The sequence below is a fragment of the Ruminococcus sp. AF31-8BH genome (assembly GCF_003460605.1).
Classification (GTDB): domain Bacteria; phylum Bacillota; class Clostridia; order Lachnospirales; family Lachnospiraceae; genus Blautia_A; species Blautia_A acetigignens.
Window position 1 is genome coordinate 71,772 of the sequence record NZ_QTVN01000011.1, and the last position, 14,886, is coordinate 86,657.

Annotated in this window: 10 protein-coding genes; 1 reads left to right on the forward strand and 9 read right to left on the reverse strand. The window is 37.9% G+C overall.

The genetic code is table 11. From position 1 onward, the window contains the following. Positions 1-82: 82 nt before the first annotated feature. Genes DWZ38_RS14430 through DWZ38_RS14440 form a run of 3 tightly spaced genes read right to left on the reverse strand, consistent with a single transcriptional unit; the run spans position 83 to position 4,413 of the window. Complete coding sequence (locus DWZ38_RS14430; RefSeq protein WP_117853696.1) at positions 83-2,551, reverse strand: sugar-binding domain-containing protein; 2,469 nt, start codon at positions 2,549-2,551, stop codon at positions 83-85. A gap of 19 nt (positions 2,552-2,570) precedes the next feature. Then, a complete protein-coding gene (locus tag DWZ38_RS14435) occupies positions 2,571-3,584 on the reverse strand; it encodes an alcohol dehydrogenase catalytic domain-containing protein (protein WP_117853698.1) in 1,014 nt (337 codons plus the stop codon). Between the two features lie 28 nt (positions 3,585-3,612). After that, positions 3,613-4,413, reverse strand: a complete 801-nt coding sequence (locus DWZ38_RS14440; RefSeq protein ID WP_117853700.1) for a gluconate 5-dehydrogenase — start codon at positions 4,411-4,413, stop codon at positions 3,613-3,615. Positions 4,414-4,636: 223 nt separating this feature from the next. On the opposite strand from DWZ38_RS14440, the gene DWZ38_RS14445 reads away from it, so the two are divergent. After that, complete coding sequence (locus DWZ38_RS14445; protein ID WP_117853702.1) at positions 4,637-5,836, forward strand: transposase; 1,200 nt, start codon at positions 4,637-4,639, stop codon at positions 5,834-5,836. Between the two features lie 104 nt (positions 5,837-5,940). On the opposite strand, the gene DWZ38_RS14450 is transcribed toward DWZ38_RS14445, so the two are convergent. From DWZ38_RS14450 to DWZ38_RS14475, 6 genes are all read right to left on the reverse strand, one after another. Continuing rightward, positions 5,941-6,882: a uroporphyrinogen decarboxylase family protein gene (locus DWZ38_RS14450; RefSeq protein ID WP_243000275.1), complete on the reverse strand. Its 942-nt coding sequence runs from the start codon at positions 6,880-6,882 to the stop codon at positions 5,941-5,943. A 135-nt stretch (positions 6,883-7,017) separates the two neighbouring features. Then, entirely contained in the window at positions 7,018-8,496 is a 1,479-nt protein-coding gene (locus tag DWZ38_RS14455) for an alpha-L-fucosidase (RefSeq protein ID WP_117853704.1), read from the reverse strand. Between the two features lie 15 nt (positions 8,497-8,511). Further along, entirely contained in the window at positions 8,512-10,002 is a 1,491-nt protein-coding gene (locus tag DWZ38_RS14460; RefSeq protein WP_117853706.1) for a sulfatase, read from the reverse strand. Positions 10,003-10,059: 57 nt separating this feature from the next. Then, positions 10,060-12,834, reverse strand: coding sequence for a glycoside hydrolase family 2 TIM barrel-domain containing protein (locus DWZ38_RS14465; protein WP_117853709.1), 2,775 nt, complete (start codon positions 12,832-12,834; stop codon positions 10,060-10,062). 155 nt (positions 12,835-12,989) lie between these two features. Continuing rightward, complete coding sequence (locus DWZ38_RS14470; protein WP_117853712.1) at positions 12,990-13,865, reverse strand: carbohydrate ABC transporter permease; 876 nt, start codon at positions 13,863-13,865, stop codon at positions 12,990-12,992. A 14-nt stretch (positions 13,866-13,879) separates the two neighbouring features. After that, on the reverse strand, positions 13,880-14,830 hold the full coding sequence (locus DWZ38_RS14475) for an ABC transporter permease subunit (protein WP_117853714.1): 951 nt from the start codon (positions 14,828-14,830) through the stop codon (positions 13,880-13,882). Positions 14,831-14,886: the final 56 nt, after the last annotated feature.

The following is a 14,886-nucleotide window of genomic DNA, read 5'->3' on the forward strand; positions in this document are numbered from 1 at the left end:
AAGAAATCGTTACAAAAAGTTTTACATATCCTAATAACTTCACCCTTCAATACTCCGGTACTCTATGCTATACAAAATCAATTTATTTTACGTTTATTATTACTTTATTGGAAATCACATTTCCACATTCAGCTGTAACTTCTATAATCCCAGGCTTATCTGCCTGAATAACCAGCATTGCTCTTCCCTGGTATGTCTCTATTTTCTTTCCCTGATAAGCGTAGACATTTTGTTTCGAACCATTATCAACACTGCATATACGACATGGACCTGATACGTGAAAGATTACTTCCTGTTCCTGATGTCTGATCCATCTGTTCATTTGATCCCTTAAAGCTAAAACCACGTGTACTGCATCATCTACATCTGCATGTAACTCATTTTTGTCTGCTTCAAGACTTAAAGCTTCGAAATCTGATGGCGTTACTAACTCGTCTTCCACTACATACTTTTGGTTTTCTATTCCTTTCACCTTAATCTGACCGGTTTCATATGGAATCACCCATTTTAAGATATGATCCGCATGATCTTTCAGGTACTGGATTCCATATGACTTATCATTGCAGAACAGTTCAGCACATTCACAGTTTGTGTAAGCTTCAATAACGATTTTTTCCCCTTCACGGTATGCCCAATACGGGTTAACATCCTGCCATAACCAAAGCATATGTTTCCAGTTGTCTTTCACCTTTTCAACCAGTACTCCATCTGCATCCATTTCATAAAGAGAATCTTCCAGTCTCTGTGTTTCCATATGGATATGAGGCTCTTCGTTCCAAAGAGCTTTAAACATATGGTAAGAAGGTTTTTCAAATCCACAGAAATCAATTAATCCGCTGCTGGTCCCTTTAACCGGCCACGGATTTCCACGTCCGGCTTCACCAAGATAATCCACCCCCGTCCAGATAAAGATACCCGAAACAAACTCTCTCTCCAGGACCGATTTCCACTCATGCCATTGACCAAGATTTTCTGTTCCAAGAATTGGTTTGTCAGGATAATTTTCATGACAATAATCGTATACTACCTGACGATAGCTGAAACCCACTATATCCAACGCATCGGTATAGCCTGATTCATAACTTGCACTTGGCAAAATACAGTTGGCAACAACAGGTCTCGTTACATCCATCTCTTTAGTCCAGGCAGCCAGTTTATGCGCTGTTTCCCCGATCTCATAATGTTCTCTGGGGATTTGTCTGATATTATCTTTGATTTTTTCTCTGGAATAAGGTGGTAATGTCCAGAAATAATTCCCACTGGCATCTGCATTAAAGTATCCTGTAGCAGCATTATATTTTGGATACGTCCATTCTATTTCGTTTCCAATACTCCACTGGAAAATACATGGATGATTCCGGTCACGTAAGATCGTATTCTGTAAATCACTCTTTGCATACTCCTGGAAAAATTCCGCATGTCCTCTTGTATAAAAATTCACCTTATCCGGGAATTCCGTTCCATTATTACGTTTATCTTTTGGATTGTCCCATTCATCATAAAACTCTTCCTGGACCAAAAATCCCATCTCATCACACAGATTCAGAAAATCTTCTGAAGCAGGATTATGAGCCGTGCGAATCGCATTACATCCGCACTCCTGAAGTTTTTCCAAACGCCTTCTCCACACAGCTAACGGAACAGCAGCTCCTACCGCACCACCATCATGATGCAGGCATACTCCTTTGATCTTCCGAGATTTTCCATTTAAAAAGAATCCTTTTTCCGGATCAAAACGAAACTCCCGAATTCCAAACCTTGTTTGATATGACTGTATTACTTCTTTTCCGGATACTATTTCTACTATAACAGAATACATATTTCCCTGATGTATATCCCACAATACAGGATTTTCTATCTGAAAGGATATATCAATTTCTCTTTTAGAACCTTTATACATCAGTACATTTCTCTTCTGTTTTTCAACCAGAGAAGATTCCAAATCATAAAGATAACAGTTTAATATCAGATTTTCATCGTGAATCTTATCATTGACAAGGGTTATCTTTCCACATGCCACTGCTTTCTCAGCTGTGACAAATGGTGTTGTAAAAAATGTCCCCCAAACCGGAATATGTACTTTCGGTAAAATGTACATAGAAACTTTTCTGTATATTCCAGATCCTGTATACCACCTGCTGTCTGCATATCGCTCATGATCCACCGATACAGCTATGATATTCTCGTCCCCCACTCCATTCAGATATTCTGTAACCTCTATACACAGAGGAGAATATCCGTATGGATGAAATTTCACTTTTTCACCATTCACATAGACCGTAGAACGATTATAAATTCCATCAAAAACAATATAAACGTTCTGGTCTCTCATCTCTTCCGTTGTTCTGAATTTTTTACGATACCATCCAAATCCTCCTGTTAAGAATGCAGTACAGGCTTCTCCTTCTACCGGGTCGAAATCTTTTTCAACGGACCAGTCATGGGGAATCTGAACATTTCTCCATGATGAATCATCATATTCCAGAAGATGTGCACCAGATTCATTTCCCAGCAAAAATTTCCAATTATCATTAAAACTTATTTTTCCCACTACAGCTCCTTCAAACCTTCTAAAAAGTAATCAGCGTTTTTACAATATCTTTTCCATTGGCAATTGTATCTTCAAAAGCTTTTTGAATCTCTTCTACCGGATACGTTCTTGAAATCATCAAATCGGCATTGATTTTTCCTTCATTCAGCCACTCCACTACTTTAGGGAACTGATGACAGTTCATACGTGAACCCACTAATGTCAGTTCCTTTTTAGTAATCTTAACCGGCGGAATCTGTGCAGGTTTGGCATCAAATCCTATAACTGCCACCCGACCAGTCGGACAGGTCAGATCAACAGCCTGCTCTGTCAGCGGTGCAATACCAACTGCATCTATCACTACACTCGCACCACCTGGAGAGAATTTTTCAACAGCTTCCGCAAGATTCTCTTTTGCAGAGTTGACAATCACATCCGCTCCCATTTCTTTTGCTTTTGCAAGTTTCTCATCCACCACATCGGAAACTAAGACCTTTGCCCCAACTCCCTTTGCTGCCTGCAGAATACAAAGTCCAATGGTACCACTGCCAATTACAACCACTGCATCGCTCTCTGATGTCATCGTTCTATTTACAATGTTAACACCTATAGAGAACGGCTCCGCTAATGCTGCCTGTTCATATGTAATACTTGGATCAAACGGATACAGATGATAGTCTTCAACCACGATATAGTCGCAATATCCACCGTCCATCTGTACGCCATAACATTTAACATCACTGCAGACATTCGGGTGTCCTGATTTGCAGATATCACAGGTATTACATGCAAATACCGGATCCAGGACTACTCTGTCACCCACTTTTACATTCGTAACATTTTTACCAACTTCTTTTACAAGACCAGATAATTCATGTCCCATTATTCTCGGCAATGTCACATCAGCTCTTCCATCGTGAAAAATGTGAAGATCTGTTCCACAAATTCCTACAGCTTTAACCTGAACCAATACTTCATTATCTTTTTTGATTTCAGGTTTTTCCATTTCAACTACTTCAATTTTCTGTACTTCCACTAATTTTGCTGCACGCATTTTCCTTCTCCTCAATTCAGATAATATATTATTTAGGCTGTTTTCCAATATATGCAAGAATACCACCATCTACATATAAAATATGTCCATTTACAAAATCAGAAGCTTCGGATGCAAGGAATACTGCAGGTCCTTCCAGATCTTCCGGTGTTCCCCATCTTGCTGCAGGTGTTTTCGAAATAATAAACTGATCAAACGGATGGCGAGAACCATCTGCCTGTAACTCTCTCAGAGGTGCTGTCTGAGGTGTTGCAATATATCCAGGTCCAATACCGTTACACTGAATATTATATTCTCCATATTCAGATGCAATATTTTTTGTCAGCATCTTCAGACCACCCTTGGCTGCCGCATATGCTGAAACTGTCTCTCTTCCCAGTTCACTCATCATAGAGCATACGTTAATAATTTTTCCATGTCCTTTTTTAATCATTCCCGGCACAACTGCTTTAGATACAACAAACGGAGCAATCAGGTCAATATCAATAACCTCTTTAAATTCTTCTGTACTCATGTCCGTCATTGGAATTCTCTTGATGATTCCGGCATTATTTACCAGAATATCAATAGTTCCCATTGTTTTTTCTATGTCCGCAACCATTTCTTTTACCTGATCTTCTTTTGTTACGTCACAGAAATAACCTTTCACTTCTATTCCGTCTTCTTTGTAAGCTTTTAATGCCTCCTCCATATGCTTTTCGCCACGGCAGTTAAATGCAATTTTTGCTCCGGCCTTTGCAAGAGCTTTTGCCATAGCATAGCCAATTCCGTATGCTGCCCCGGTAACAAGTGCAACCTTTCCTTCTAATGAAAACATTTTTTCTGACATAATAATCTCCTTTCTCTGACTCGAGCACTTTTTCTTTTTATTTATTATATACTATATTGTTCATCATTTCAACCTTTTATAATATTATTTAAACGAAAGTTTGACAGTTGAATATTGAAAAAAGTACTCGCAGGCCGCATAAAACCTGCTTTTTTGTGTCAATCGTTTTTATCTGTACTTGTTTGTAATTGTGCGCCATAATAAAAGAAAAGGACTTTTTATCATGTATATCACAATTACTGGCAGTAAAAATAATAAAGACGTATATATTTATCAGTCGTTCCGAAAAGAAGATGGAAGACCTTCTTCCCGTATCTATAAGAAACTTGGAAAATACAATGCCCTTTTAGAAGAATTCAATGGGGATAAGGATAAACTAATGGCATGGGCTAAAAATGAAGCAGCAAAAGAAACGGATCTCTACAACCAGCATAATGGAAAGGTCATCGTGGAGTTTTCCCAGGCATCCTGCATTCCTCTCAATGAAGCCCGCTCTTTTTATGCCGGCTATCTTTTTCTTCAGGAATTATGCACAGAACTCCGTCTTGATAACATTTGCAGAGTGATCAAAAGACGGCATTCGCTGAAAAAAATGAAAAAAGAAGACCGGGAGACTGCCATGGATCCAAAACAGTTCCGAAAAATAGGATCCGCTGATTTCGTTGACCTCACCACTTTAGACGAGACAGATGAAAGTGTTTTCAATTCGATCTACTACAAGGAAGTTCCTGTTGTTACAGGTGATATGGACGAAACACTGATCGTTACCTATTCTCCTAAATACAAAGCTTATCAGAAAAAAGTCAGAGCCCGCCAGATTGAACGTGCCGAAAAAATAATTCAATCATCTGGGGCAAAAAGAAAAGAAAAAAATCAAAACGATCCAATGCGTTTTGTAAAAAAGACTTCCATTACTGAAGATGGGGAGATTGCGGAAAAGAAAGTATACGAGCTTGACGCAGAACAGATTGCAAAAGAAAAGCTGTACGATGGTTTCTATGCGGTTATCACCAACCTGGAAGGGGATGTTGGTGAGATCATAAAGATCAACAAACAGCGTTGGGAAATCGAAGAAAATTTCCGGATCATGAAAACAGAGTTAGAAGCCCGTCCGGTATATGTACGAAGAGATGATCGTATCAAAGCACATTTTATGACCTGCTATATCAGTCTTTTACTTTACCGGTTGTTAGAGCAAAAACTCACCGAAAACTACACAGCAGAACAGCTCATAGCAACATTGCGTTCTATGAAACTAACACTATTAAATACCGCCAATGGTTATATTCCTTCCTACACAAGAACCGAAATAATAGATACGTTGCACAAAGCATTTGGTTTTCGTACAGACTATGAATTTATAAAAAAATCAACTATGCGAAGCATAATTAAACAAACTAAGAAATTAAATTTTCAAGATTAAGAGGAAAACAACATGTCTAAAGGGCGACTCCGCAATCTTTCAAATACAATAATAACAAAATAAATTCAGAGCCGCCATTAGACTTTATATATTTCTGCTTATATTTATCTTTTTCTCAAATCCTGATACACTTCATTATAAAAAAGCGCATTTTCAACTGGTGTATTTGCCGGGATATGATTTCCAACCGCCATAAAGAAACCAGGACACTTTTTACCAATATCCATACATCTTTTCACTTCCCGGTAAATGTCATCTTTTGTTCCATTTAATAAGACTCTGGTATCTACATTACCAATAAACGCATGTGTTTTCCCATATTTCTCAGCAATATATTTCATGTCAGTAATAGGTTCCAACACAAACCCATTAATTCCGCAATCCACTATGTCATCTATAAATTGCGTATAGTTTCCGTCTGAAGTATAAATTATTTTTTTTCCGGCTTCTCTCAATGGTGAAAACAGTTTTTTATAATTAGGAAATACATATTTTCTATACCAGCCAGGATTCACAAAAGCACCCGATGTCCAGACAATATCGTCATGGATTTTTACTACCGGTGCATCACAATCAGCCAGTGCTTTAAAATATTGAAGTATCCATTCTGTATATCGATCCGCAACCTTTCCAAATTGTTCGGCATCCACACCCAGAGCCATCAACAGCATATCCCATCCGAAAATCTCGATCAGACCGGAAACAAGTGTAATATAGATTCCCGTAGTATTTACCGCATCCGGTACCATTTCACATTGTTTCTTATAGTCAGCATTAAATTTGTCCACCTGATCGGAATGATTGATCGTCCCGTATACCTGCAGAGGATCAAATTCTAACACTTCTTCAACATCTTCAAAAGGACAAAACACTTGATTACTATAATCTGTTCCCTCTGCCGCAAAAGCTGCATGACCCATTTGTGTTCTGCATTGATCTAATTCTTTTACATGGACCAGTACATTCCATGAAAAACTGTAATCCCATGCCTTTTTAAAAGCGTTACTGGCAGCCTGCCTGATATCTTCGCTACTTTTAGCATTCACATCAATCCCTGTTACTTTTTTACCAGTTCCCAGTGCTGCGATGCTGAATACTCTGTTCTCGGAACTCTGGACGGCATTTCCAGATTCAGCGCAGCTATTCCATCCTGATATGACATCAAAAAATCTCCTCTCTTTTTAATCAACTATTATCTTGATTCCCACCGGTAAAGTCGTATTCATTCCTTTTGCACTCACTGACAGGTATTCATCACATAACTGAAATTCGCATCCCTGAGGGGCACCCAAAACTTCAACGTTACGAATGACTCCTTTAAAGTTTTTCGATTTTTTCCCAAAAGTTTTAATCCTCACTACTCCGTCCTCCGGCCATTTCATTGAAAAAGCAAAAATACACCCGTTTTTATAGGTGAATCTGAAATCTTCCGATGTAAAACTATGTTCCAGTACATCTGTAAAATGTCCTTCTTCTGTTACGGTAGGACCTTCTCCACTTTTTTTCCAAAATGAAGTTTCATAGATTCCTTCTCCATTGATATCCATCCATTCACCCAGCGCATTCAGTAATTCGATATCTTTTTCCGGCAAGGTACCATCCGCTTTAGGCCCAACATTTAACAACAAGGATCCATTTTTGCTCACTACATCTATCAGACAGCTTATGATTTCTTCCGGTTTTTTGTAATCGTTATTTTCTGTAAAACACCAGGAGTTTTTGGCTACAGAGGTGTCATTTTGCCAATAATCCGGAGATATATCTGACAATTGACCACGTTCAATATCACGTACTCCGCACTGATACATCAACGCATCATTTTTATAATTTACCGTCACTTCTTCTCCCCACTCAAGTGCTCTGTTATAATAGTACGCAATAAATTTTTTAAGATACGGTTTTGCAGCTTCTACTTGTATCCACCAGTCAAAATATACTATTCTGGGTCTGTACTTATCCACAATTTCACAGGTACGCACCAGCCAGTCCTGCATAAACAGTGTTTCTACCTCAAATCCCTGTATCTGTTCCTGATTATAATTTTCAAAAGGCTCTATATAAGAAGGCCAATAAAAATCTCCATACTCCAGTTTTTCCGGGATATCACTTTCTGTTTCTCTCATTCCTCCCATAAACCAGTAGTGCTCTATGCGATGAGAGGATGCAGTAAATACGAGATCATTTTTTTCAACTTCATTCTTGAGCATTCCCATCATATCTTTGCACGGACCTTTTTTAGCTGCACACCACTCTGATAATTCACTGTCATACATTTGAAAACCGTCATGATGTTCAGCAACAGGCATAATAAATTTTGCACCTGCTCTCTTAAATAATTTAACCCATTCCTCAGGATTGTAATTTTCCGCTTTAAACATTGGCACAAATTCTTTATATCCAAATTCTTTTAACGAACCATATGTTTCGATATGATGTCTGTATTCACTTGTATCTTTTTTATACATCCAACGCGGATACCATTCATTACCAAATGCCGGAACAGAAAACACTCCCCAATGAATAAAAATACCGAGTTTGGCATTTCTATACCAGTCCGGGACTTTATGAAAAGCAAGAGAATCCCAGGTATCTTTATAAGGACCTCGTTCTATTACTTCATCAATTTTTTTCAGATATTTTTCTAATTTATCTCTTCTCATCCATATCTCCTCCTGTTATTTGTATTTTTCAAACGTACGCTGCAATTCCACGTATGCTTCATCCTGATCCTGATATTTTTCTTTTAATTCACATAATAATCCTTTCAATTCTTCTCTTATTTCATAATAAGCAGGATCTTCATACACATTTTTAAGTTCGCTGGGATCTTTTTGTAAATCATATAACTCCCAACCTGGTTGCGTAGGTTTATCAACCGCTCCTTCTGCATCCAGAGCCAATCCATAATAAAAAGTAAGTTTATAATCTTTGGTTCGCACCCCATAATGTGCCGGGTTATCATGCTGATGTGCCAGATGCATCCAATATCTGAAATAAATACCTTTATGATATTCCTCTTGAGGCTTTCCAGCTATCATATTCCTGCATGAGATTCCCTGCATATTTTCCGGTATACTGATTTCCGCATAATCCAGCAAGGTCGGAGCAATATCAATATTGGCCATTAATTCAGTACAATTTGTGTGCGCCGGAATCTCCCTCGGATATCGTATCAGGAGTGGTGTGCGCAGACTTTCTTCAAAACTCCACCTTTTATCTTGGTAATCATGTTCCCCAAGAAACATCCCCTGATCAGATGTATAAATAACAACCGTATCTTCCAAAATTCCTTCTGCTTCCAATACATCCAGTAATTTCCCAACTGAATCATCAATCGCTGCAACTGTTCTTAAATAATCTTTCAAATATTTCTGATATGCTGCTTTCCCTTTTTCTTCATAAGTCATGTGCTCTGTTCCCTGTAACGGACCTGTAACATAATCCTTTTTACAGAAATCATAATATAAACTGCGGATCCTGCTCCGGGGCGTAACCGAACTTCCAAAATCTCTCGTAGCAGGGCTTCTATGGCTTCTGTCTTCAAAAAGACTTTCCGGTTCCGGTATGGTTTTGTCATCAAACATATGTTCATGCCGCTGTGCATATTCCCAGAAATCATGCGGTGCCTTATGGTGACACATCAAGAAGAAGGGTTGTTCTTTTTTTCGGTTTTTGATCCAGTTTGTCGTTAGATTTGTTATGATATCCGTCACATAACCCTCATACAAAACATACCCATTATTCTTATCTTTAAAGGAAGGATTAAAATAAACTCCCTGTTCTCCAAACATTCCCTGTCCTTCTTTAGCCAGATACTGGTAATCATCAAATCCTTCCGGATCACATCCCAGATGCCATTTTCCAAACATGGCTGTCTGATATCCGTTTTCTTTTAATATCCTTGCTAAATTCAACTCTGTTTCAGGATTCCATTTATCTCCCAATGTTCTTACACCATTTAACTGACCATACTGGCCAGTCATAATACTCGCCCGTGCAGGTGTACAGATTGCATTCGTTGCACAATAGGCATCCATTCGACATCCTTCCTGGTATAATCTGTCCATATTGGGCGTCTGGAAAACAGATTGTAGAATGGAATGATAACAGCTGATCGCATTTGCAGCATGGTCATCAGACATGATATATAATATATTAGGTCTCATCCTATACTCCTTCTTTCTACTACAATGAATTTATGAATAACCACTAATTCCGTCTGTTTATTGAACATGATAAAAAATACCTTTTACCGAAAACAGTCCGTCTTTTTTCACCTGTAAAATCATATGTACTTTCTCATTTGCCGAAAATCCCTTCAGGCTTATCATGGTATCCTTTTCCTCTTTATTCTCCAGGACTATTTGTTTGTCCAGAAATGTTTCCGGGGTTGGATTCGGCCAGCAATCTTTTTCATGAAAAATCCGGACTCTTATAGATCCCTTGAATTTTTTCCATATCAGGAATAATTCTTTGTTCTCATCAAACTTGGGGATTACAATCGTATTTGTATAAATTTCATAACCATCTCCCACCGTTCTCTGGCATTTCCTGAGATCCACCGGTTCACTTGTATTCATATCATTGAAATCATATCTCTGATCAATAGACATTAAATCCTGTGTATCCGGCCATTTACGAAAATTCTTAATTTCCATACCACCGGAGCATAATACCACTCTTTTTAATCCGGTTTTCTTTTGCGGTATATAAGATTCTGTTTTTATCAGTCCGATTTCCGGACAATTCCACTGTGCTTCAACAAGTTCTGCATTTTCCTCTACCCTGATAATTGTCTGCATTTTGCCGGAAAACATTGTTCTTTCATGCTTCAAACTACTCGACAGATCCTTAGGATCTCCATTGTCCAGAGACAGTATTTCTCCTCCCTGTAACACCTGACACTGAACCAGCGCATCTGCATCCGTACAGATATATCCGTTTTCATCTTCCATCCACAATTCATAAATCAATGCATCTTCACCAGTATCGGATGCTGAATTACACCTTTTTACACATAACTGAGAGGGCTTTCCGGCAGTATGCAATACTTTTTCCAAACAACGTCCATCTTCCATATACCCTGTTGCTTTTATTTCTCCCGGTTCATATATCACTTCATAAATAACAGGCTCAAACGGAGAAACTCTTCTTTTTTCATACTTCTCTCCGTTTACTTCCAGTTCAACTTCTTTCAAATTTGTATAAAGACATACTTCTACCTTCTCGCCTTCATGCCCTTTCAGATTCCAGGATGGCATGATATGCAGCATTGGTTCTTTATTCCAACAGGATTTAACCAGATAGCAATTATCTTTTTCCATGGCACAGTTATCATATATCCCCGAACCGCCGATTGTCATAGGCCACCTTGCCTCTCCACGGTATTCCATTCCTGCCCACAGAAATGTTCCTGCTATATATTCATGTGTTTCAGATTGTTTTATTGCATCACTATAGGAACTTCCAAATGCTACCCTTTTTTTATCATAAGCAGAAGCATATCCCCCTTTTCGTTCACATCCGCTTTCTTCAAAATATATCCCTCTATTATTATTAGATGCTCCTGATTCTGTAGCTACAATTGGCTTATCCGGGTGTATCTCATGCATTTTATCATATTCGTCTATACGATAGTTTACAGCAACTACATCCGAAGCAGTTGCTGCAAACGAATCATAGAATCCTCCATTTAACGCAATTGTTACCGGTCTGAGCGGATCAATTGTATGAATAAATTTTTTCATATTCTCTACTAATCGTTTTCCAACCTCAGAATCCTGCAAAGGTTCTTCATTTCCGACAGACCATAGAATCACAGACGGATGATTCATATCCCGATAGCACATAGATAAAATTTGTTTCTGAGTTTCTTCACTGAAATTAAACTTTCTATTTTCATCAATAACCAGCATCCCGAGACGATCGCATATATCCAGAATTGCCGGGTCCGGATTATGGTGTGCACATCGATATGCATTTACTCCCAGTTCCTTTAATTTTCTGATTCTATACTCAGCCACATTTGCAGGTACTGCTACTCCTAATCTTCCATGATCCTGATGCATACAGACACCTCTTAATTTTATCTGATTTCCATTCAGAAAAAATCCATGATCCGGATCAAATCTTATATCTCTGAAACCAAAGTCTGCACAATCCTGGTCTAGCAGCTCCTCTTTTCTGTATAAGCAAATTCTGACTTTATGCAAAGCACAATGCTCCAAATCCCAAAGAACCGGACAATGAATAGCTGCATTCATCTTTTTCCTGTTCTTTCCAAATTCAACGATTGTATTATCATCTCCTTCACAGACAACTGTCCCCTCTGAATTCAGAACCTGATAAACAATTTTCAGTTTCTGACATTCTTCAAAACTGTAAATATCTAAATCCATCTCCAGATCCCAGCAGTCTCCATGAAGTTTTTTTGGTTTTACCCTTATTCCCCACATATCCAGAGCAATTTTATTCGTTTTAATCAGCCAGACATTCCTGTAAATTCCTGCTCCTTCATACCACCATCCTTCCACATCACCATCATTTGTAATATGTACGGCAATCACATTTTCTTCCCCATTGCAGTAAACATAAGGAGTCAGATCCATATAAAAGCTATTATACATACTTGAATTCTGGCCTACCGGATGGCCATTCAGCCATACCTCCGTATTTTTTCCTGCTCCTTCAAAATATAACACTATTCTTTTATCCGAATCGTTTCGGTTTAATCGAAAAGTCCGGCGATACCATGCATTCTCTCTCTCATATCCCCCCTGCGATTCATTATTATCTGCCGAAGGGATCTGTTCAATCACATAATCATGCGGCAACACAACGTCTGAAAATGCACCTTCATAAAATAATTCTGAAGCTGCATTTTGTCCACTCTGAGCTTTCGCATGCATATACGTCGCAAAATGTCCTCTGATCGTATCATATGGAATTTCTCCCCGGTAAAATTTCCATCCTTGATTCATATTCAGTTTTTCTCTCATACACTTTTACCTCAAAAAAAGTTGTTTGTCCCTACGACCAAAATTTTCTTTTAGCTATCTTTTACAATTATTCGTCCACAAACTACTGAACAATTTTCCCCAAAACTAAATTTCAATTTTGTATCATTAGCACAAACAACTTTCCTTTTTTCTTTTTAACCTTTTATAGATCCAATCATTACACCTTTGACAAAATGCTTCTGTACAAACGGGTATATACATAAAATAGGTACAATTACCAAAATCATCGAAGCAGCCTGAATACCTTCCGGTACGGACTGTACTGTCGAAGCATCAATATTCAGACCAGTCTGAGATGCCATTGTTGCACCCATCATAATATTTCTCAAATACAAAGTAACCGGATAACGATCTCCATCATTCAAATAAAGCAATGCAGCAAACCAGTCATTCCAGTATGCAACCGAAATAAATAAGGTCATTGTCGCTAAAATTGGTTTAGATAAAGGCAAGGCAATTTTAGTAAAAAATCCCAACTGAGATAATCCGTCAATACTGGAGGCTTCTTCCAACTCAACCGGTAATCCTTCAAAATAAGTCTTCATCAGTAATACATTATACGGAATGATAGCTCCAGGTATAACAATCGCCCATATTGTATCTAACATATTCAGATTTTTAATCAAATTATACGTCGGGATCAGTCCACCACCAAAAAACATCGTAAATACAATTAATCTCAAAATGACTACTCTTCCAACCAGTCTCTTTTTCGATAAAGCATACGCACAGATCGTTGTCATAAAAAGGCCAATCACTGTTCCCAATACAGTATACACGATGGTATTTTTATAATTAATCCAGAACTTACTTTCTTTCATCAAACCTTTATATGTATCCAAACTGAAATCAATTGGTAAAAGTTTAACCTCTCCTGTTAAGATTCCTGTATTACTACTCAATGAAACCGCCAATTGATTTAAAATCGGGTATAAAGTAAGAACAATAAGGACGACCATCAAAATAATATTAAATATTTCAAATACAATTCTACTTTTGCTCTTTTTCATTCTTCATTGTCCTCCTACCACAATCCGCATCCCCAGCGTTTATTCGTAATACGATTTGCCATCCACAATAATGTCAGACTGATTACTCCCTGGAATAATCCAACTGCAGTACCATAACTATAATTAGCGCCCATAAGACCAATACGATATACAAACGTCTGAATAATGTCTGCTGTTTCATATGTTGTTGGAGTATACATAAGAAGTACCTTTTCAAAACCTATATTCAGGATATTTCCCAGAGAAATTATCAGATTAATGGCAATCGTAGGCAACATAATCGGGAGTGTAATATGAATGGCCTGTTTAATTTTTCCCGCTCCATCTACCATAGCTGCCTCATACTGTTCCTGATCTGCAGAAGAAAGAACCGCCATATAAATAATCGAATTCCATCCTACAAACTGCCATAATTCAGAGCATATGTAAATAATTCGAAACCAGAAAGGATCATTCATAAAATAAATGGCCTCTCCGCCAAAATATTCTATGATTCTGTTTACAATTCCTGTAGATGGTGATAACATGGCATTCATCATTGCCACTACAACGACCACAGAAAGAAATCGAGGAATAATCGTAACAGACTGCACTACTTTTTTAAATTTCTTTTGCATTAATTCATTCAAAAGAAGTGAAAAAATAATCGGTATCGGAAAACAGATCAGTAAACTGATACCACTCAGAACTACCGTGTTTTTAAAGGCATTCCAGAAAGCCTCATCCTTTAAAAACATTTCAAAATACCGGAATCCTTCCCAGGACACGCCAAAATATGATTGCCCCGGAACGTATTTACGAAAAGCAATAATATTTCCAAACATAGGAATATACTTAAATACTACAAAGTAAATAATAGGAAGAATCAAAAAAATATATAACGTTGTATTCTTTTTCATACTGGTTCCCAGTTCTTTTATGCCTGTAAAACCAGGTTTCTTTTCTTTTTTTTTGCTTTTTTTCATTTTAGGCCTCCGAACTTCACTCGGTTATCTACATGAATCAGATACGGCAGCAAATT

Bases quoted from the DNA above. Each gene is read 5' to 3' on its own strand.
- DWZ38_RS14435 (WP_117853698.1), bottom strand. From the start codon at position 3,584: ATGCGTGCAGCAAAATTAGTGGAAGTACAGAAAATTGAAGTAGTTGAA.
- DWZ38_RS14440 (WP_117853700.1), bottom strand. From the start codon at position 4,413: ATGTCAGAAAAAATGTTTTCATTAGAAGGAAAGGTTGCACTTGTTACC.
- DWZ38_RS14445 (WP_117853702.1), top strand. From the start codon at position 4,637: ATGTATATCACAATTACTGGCAGTAAAAATAATAAAGACGTATATATT.
- DWZ38_RS14455 (WP_117853704.1), bottom strand. From the start codon at position 8,496: ATGAGAAGAGATAAATTAGAAAAATATCTGAAAAAAATTGATGAAGTA.
- DWZ38_RS14460 (WP_117853706.1), bottom strand. From the start codon at position 10,002: ATGAGACCTAATATATTATATATCATGTCTGATGACCATGCTGCAAAT.
- DWZ38_RS14465 (WP_117853709.1), bottom strand. From the start codon at position 12,834: ATGAGAGAAAAACTGAATATGAATCAAGGATGGAAATTTTACCGGGGA.
- DWZ38_RS14470 (WP_117853712.1), bottom strand. From the start codon at position 13,865: ATGAAAAAGAGCAAAAGTAGAATTGTATTTGAAATATTTAATATTATT.
- DWZ38_RS14475 (WP_117853714.1), bottom strand. From the start codon at position 14,830: ATGAAAAAAAGCAAAAAAAAAGAAAAGAAACCTGGTTTTACAGGCATA.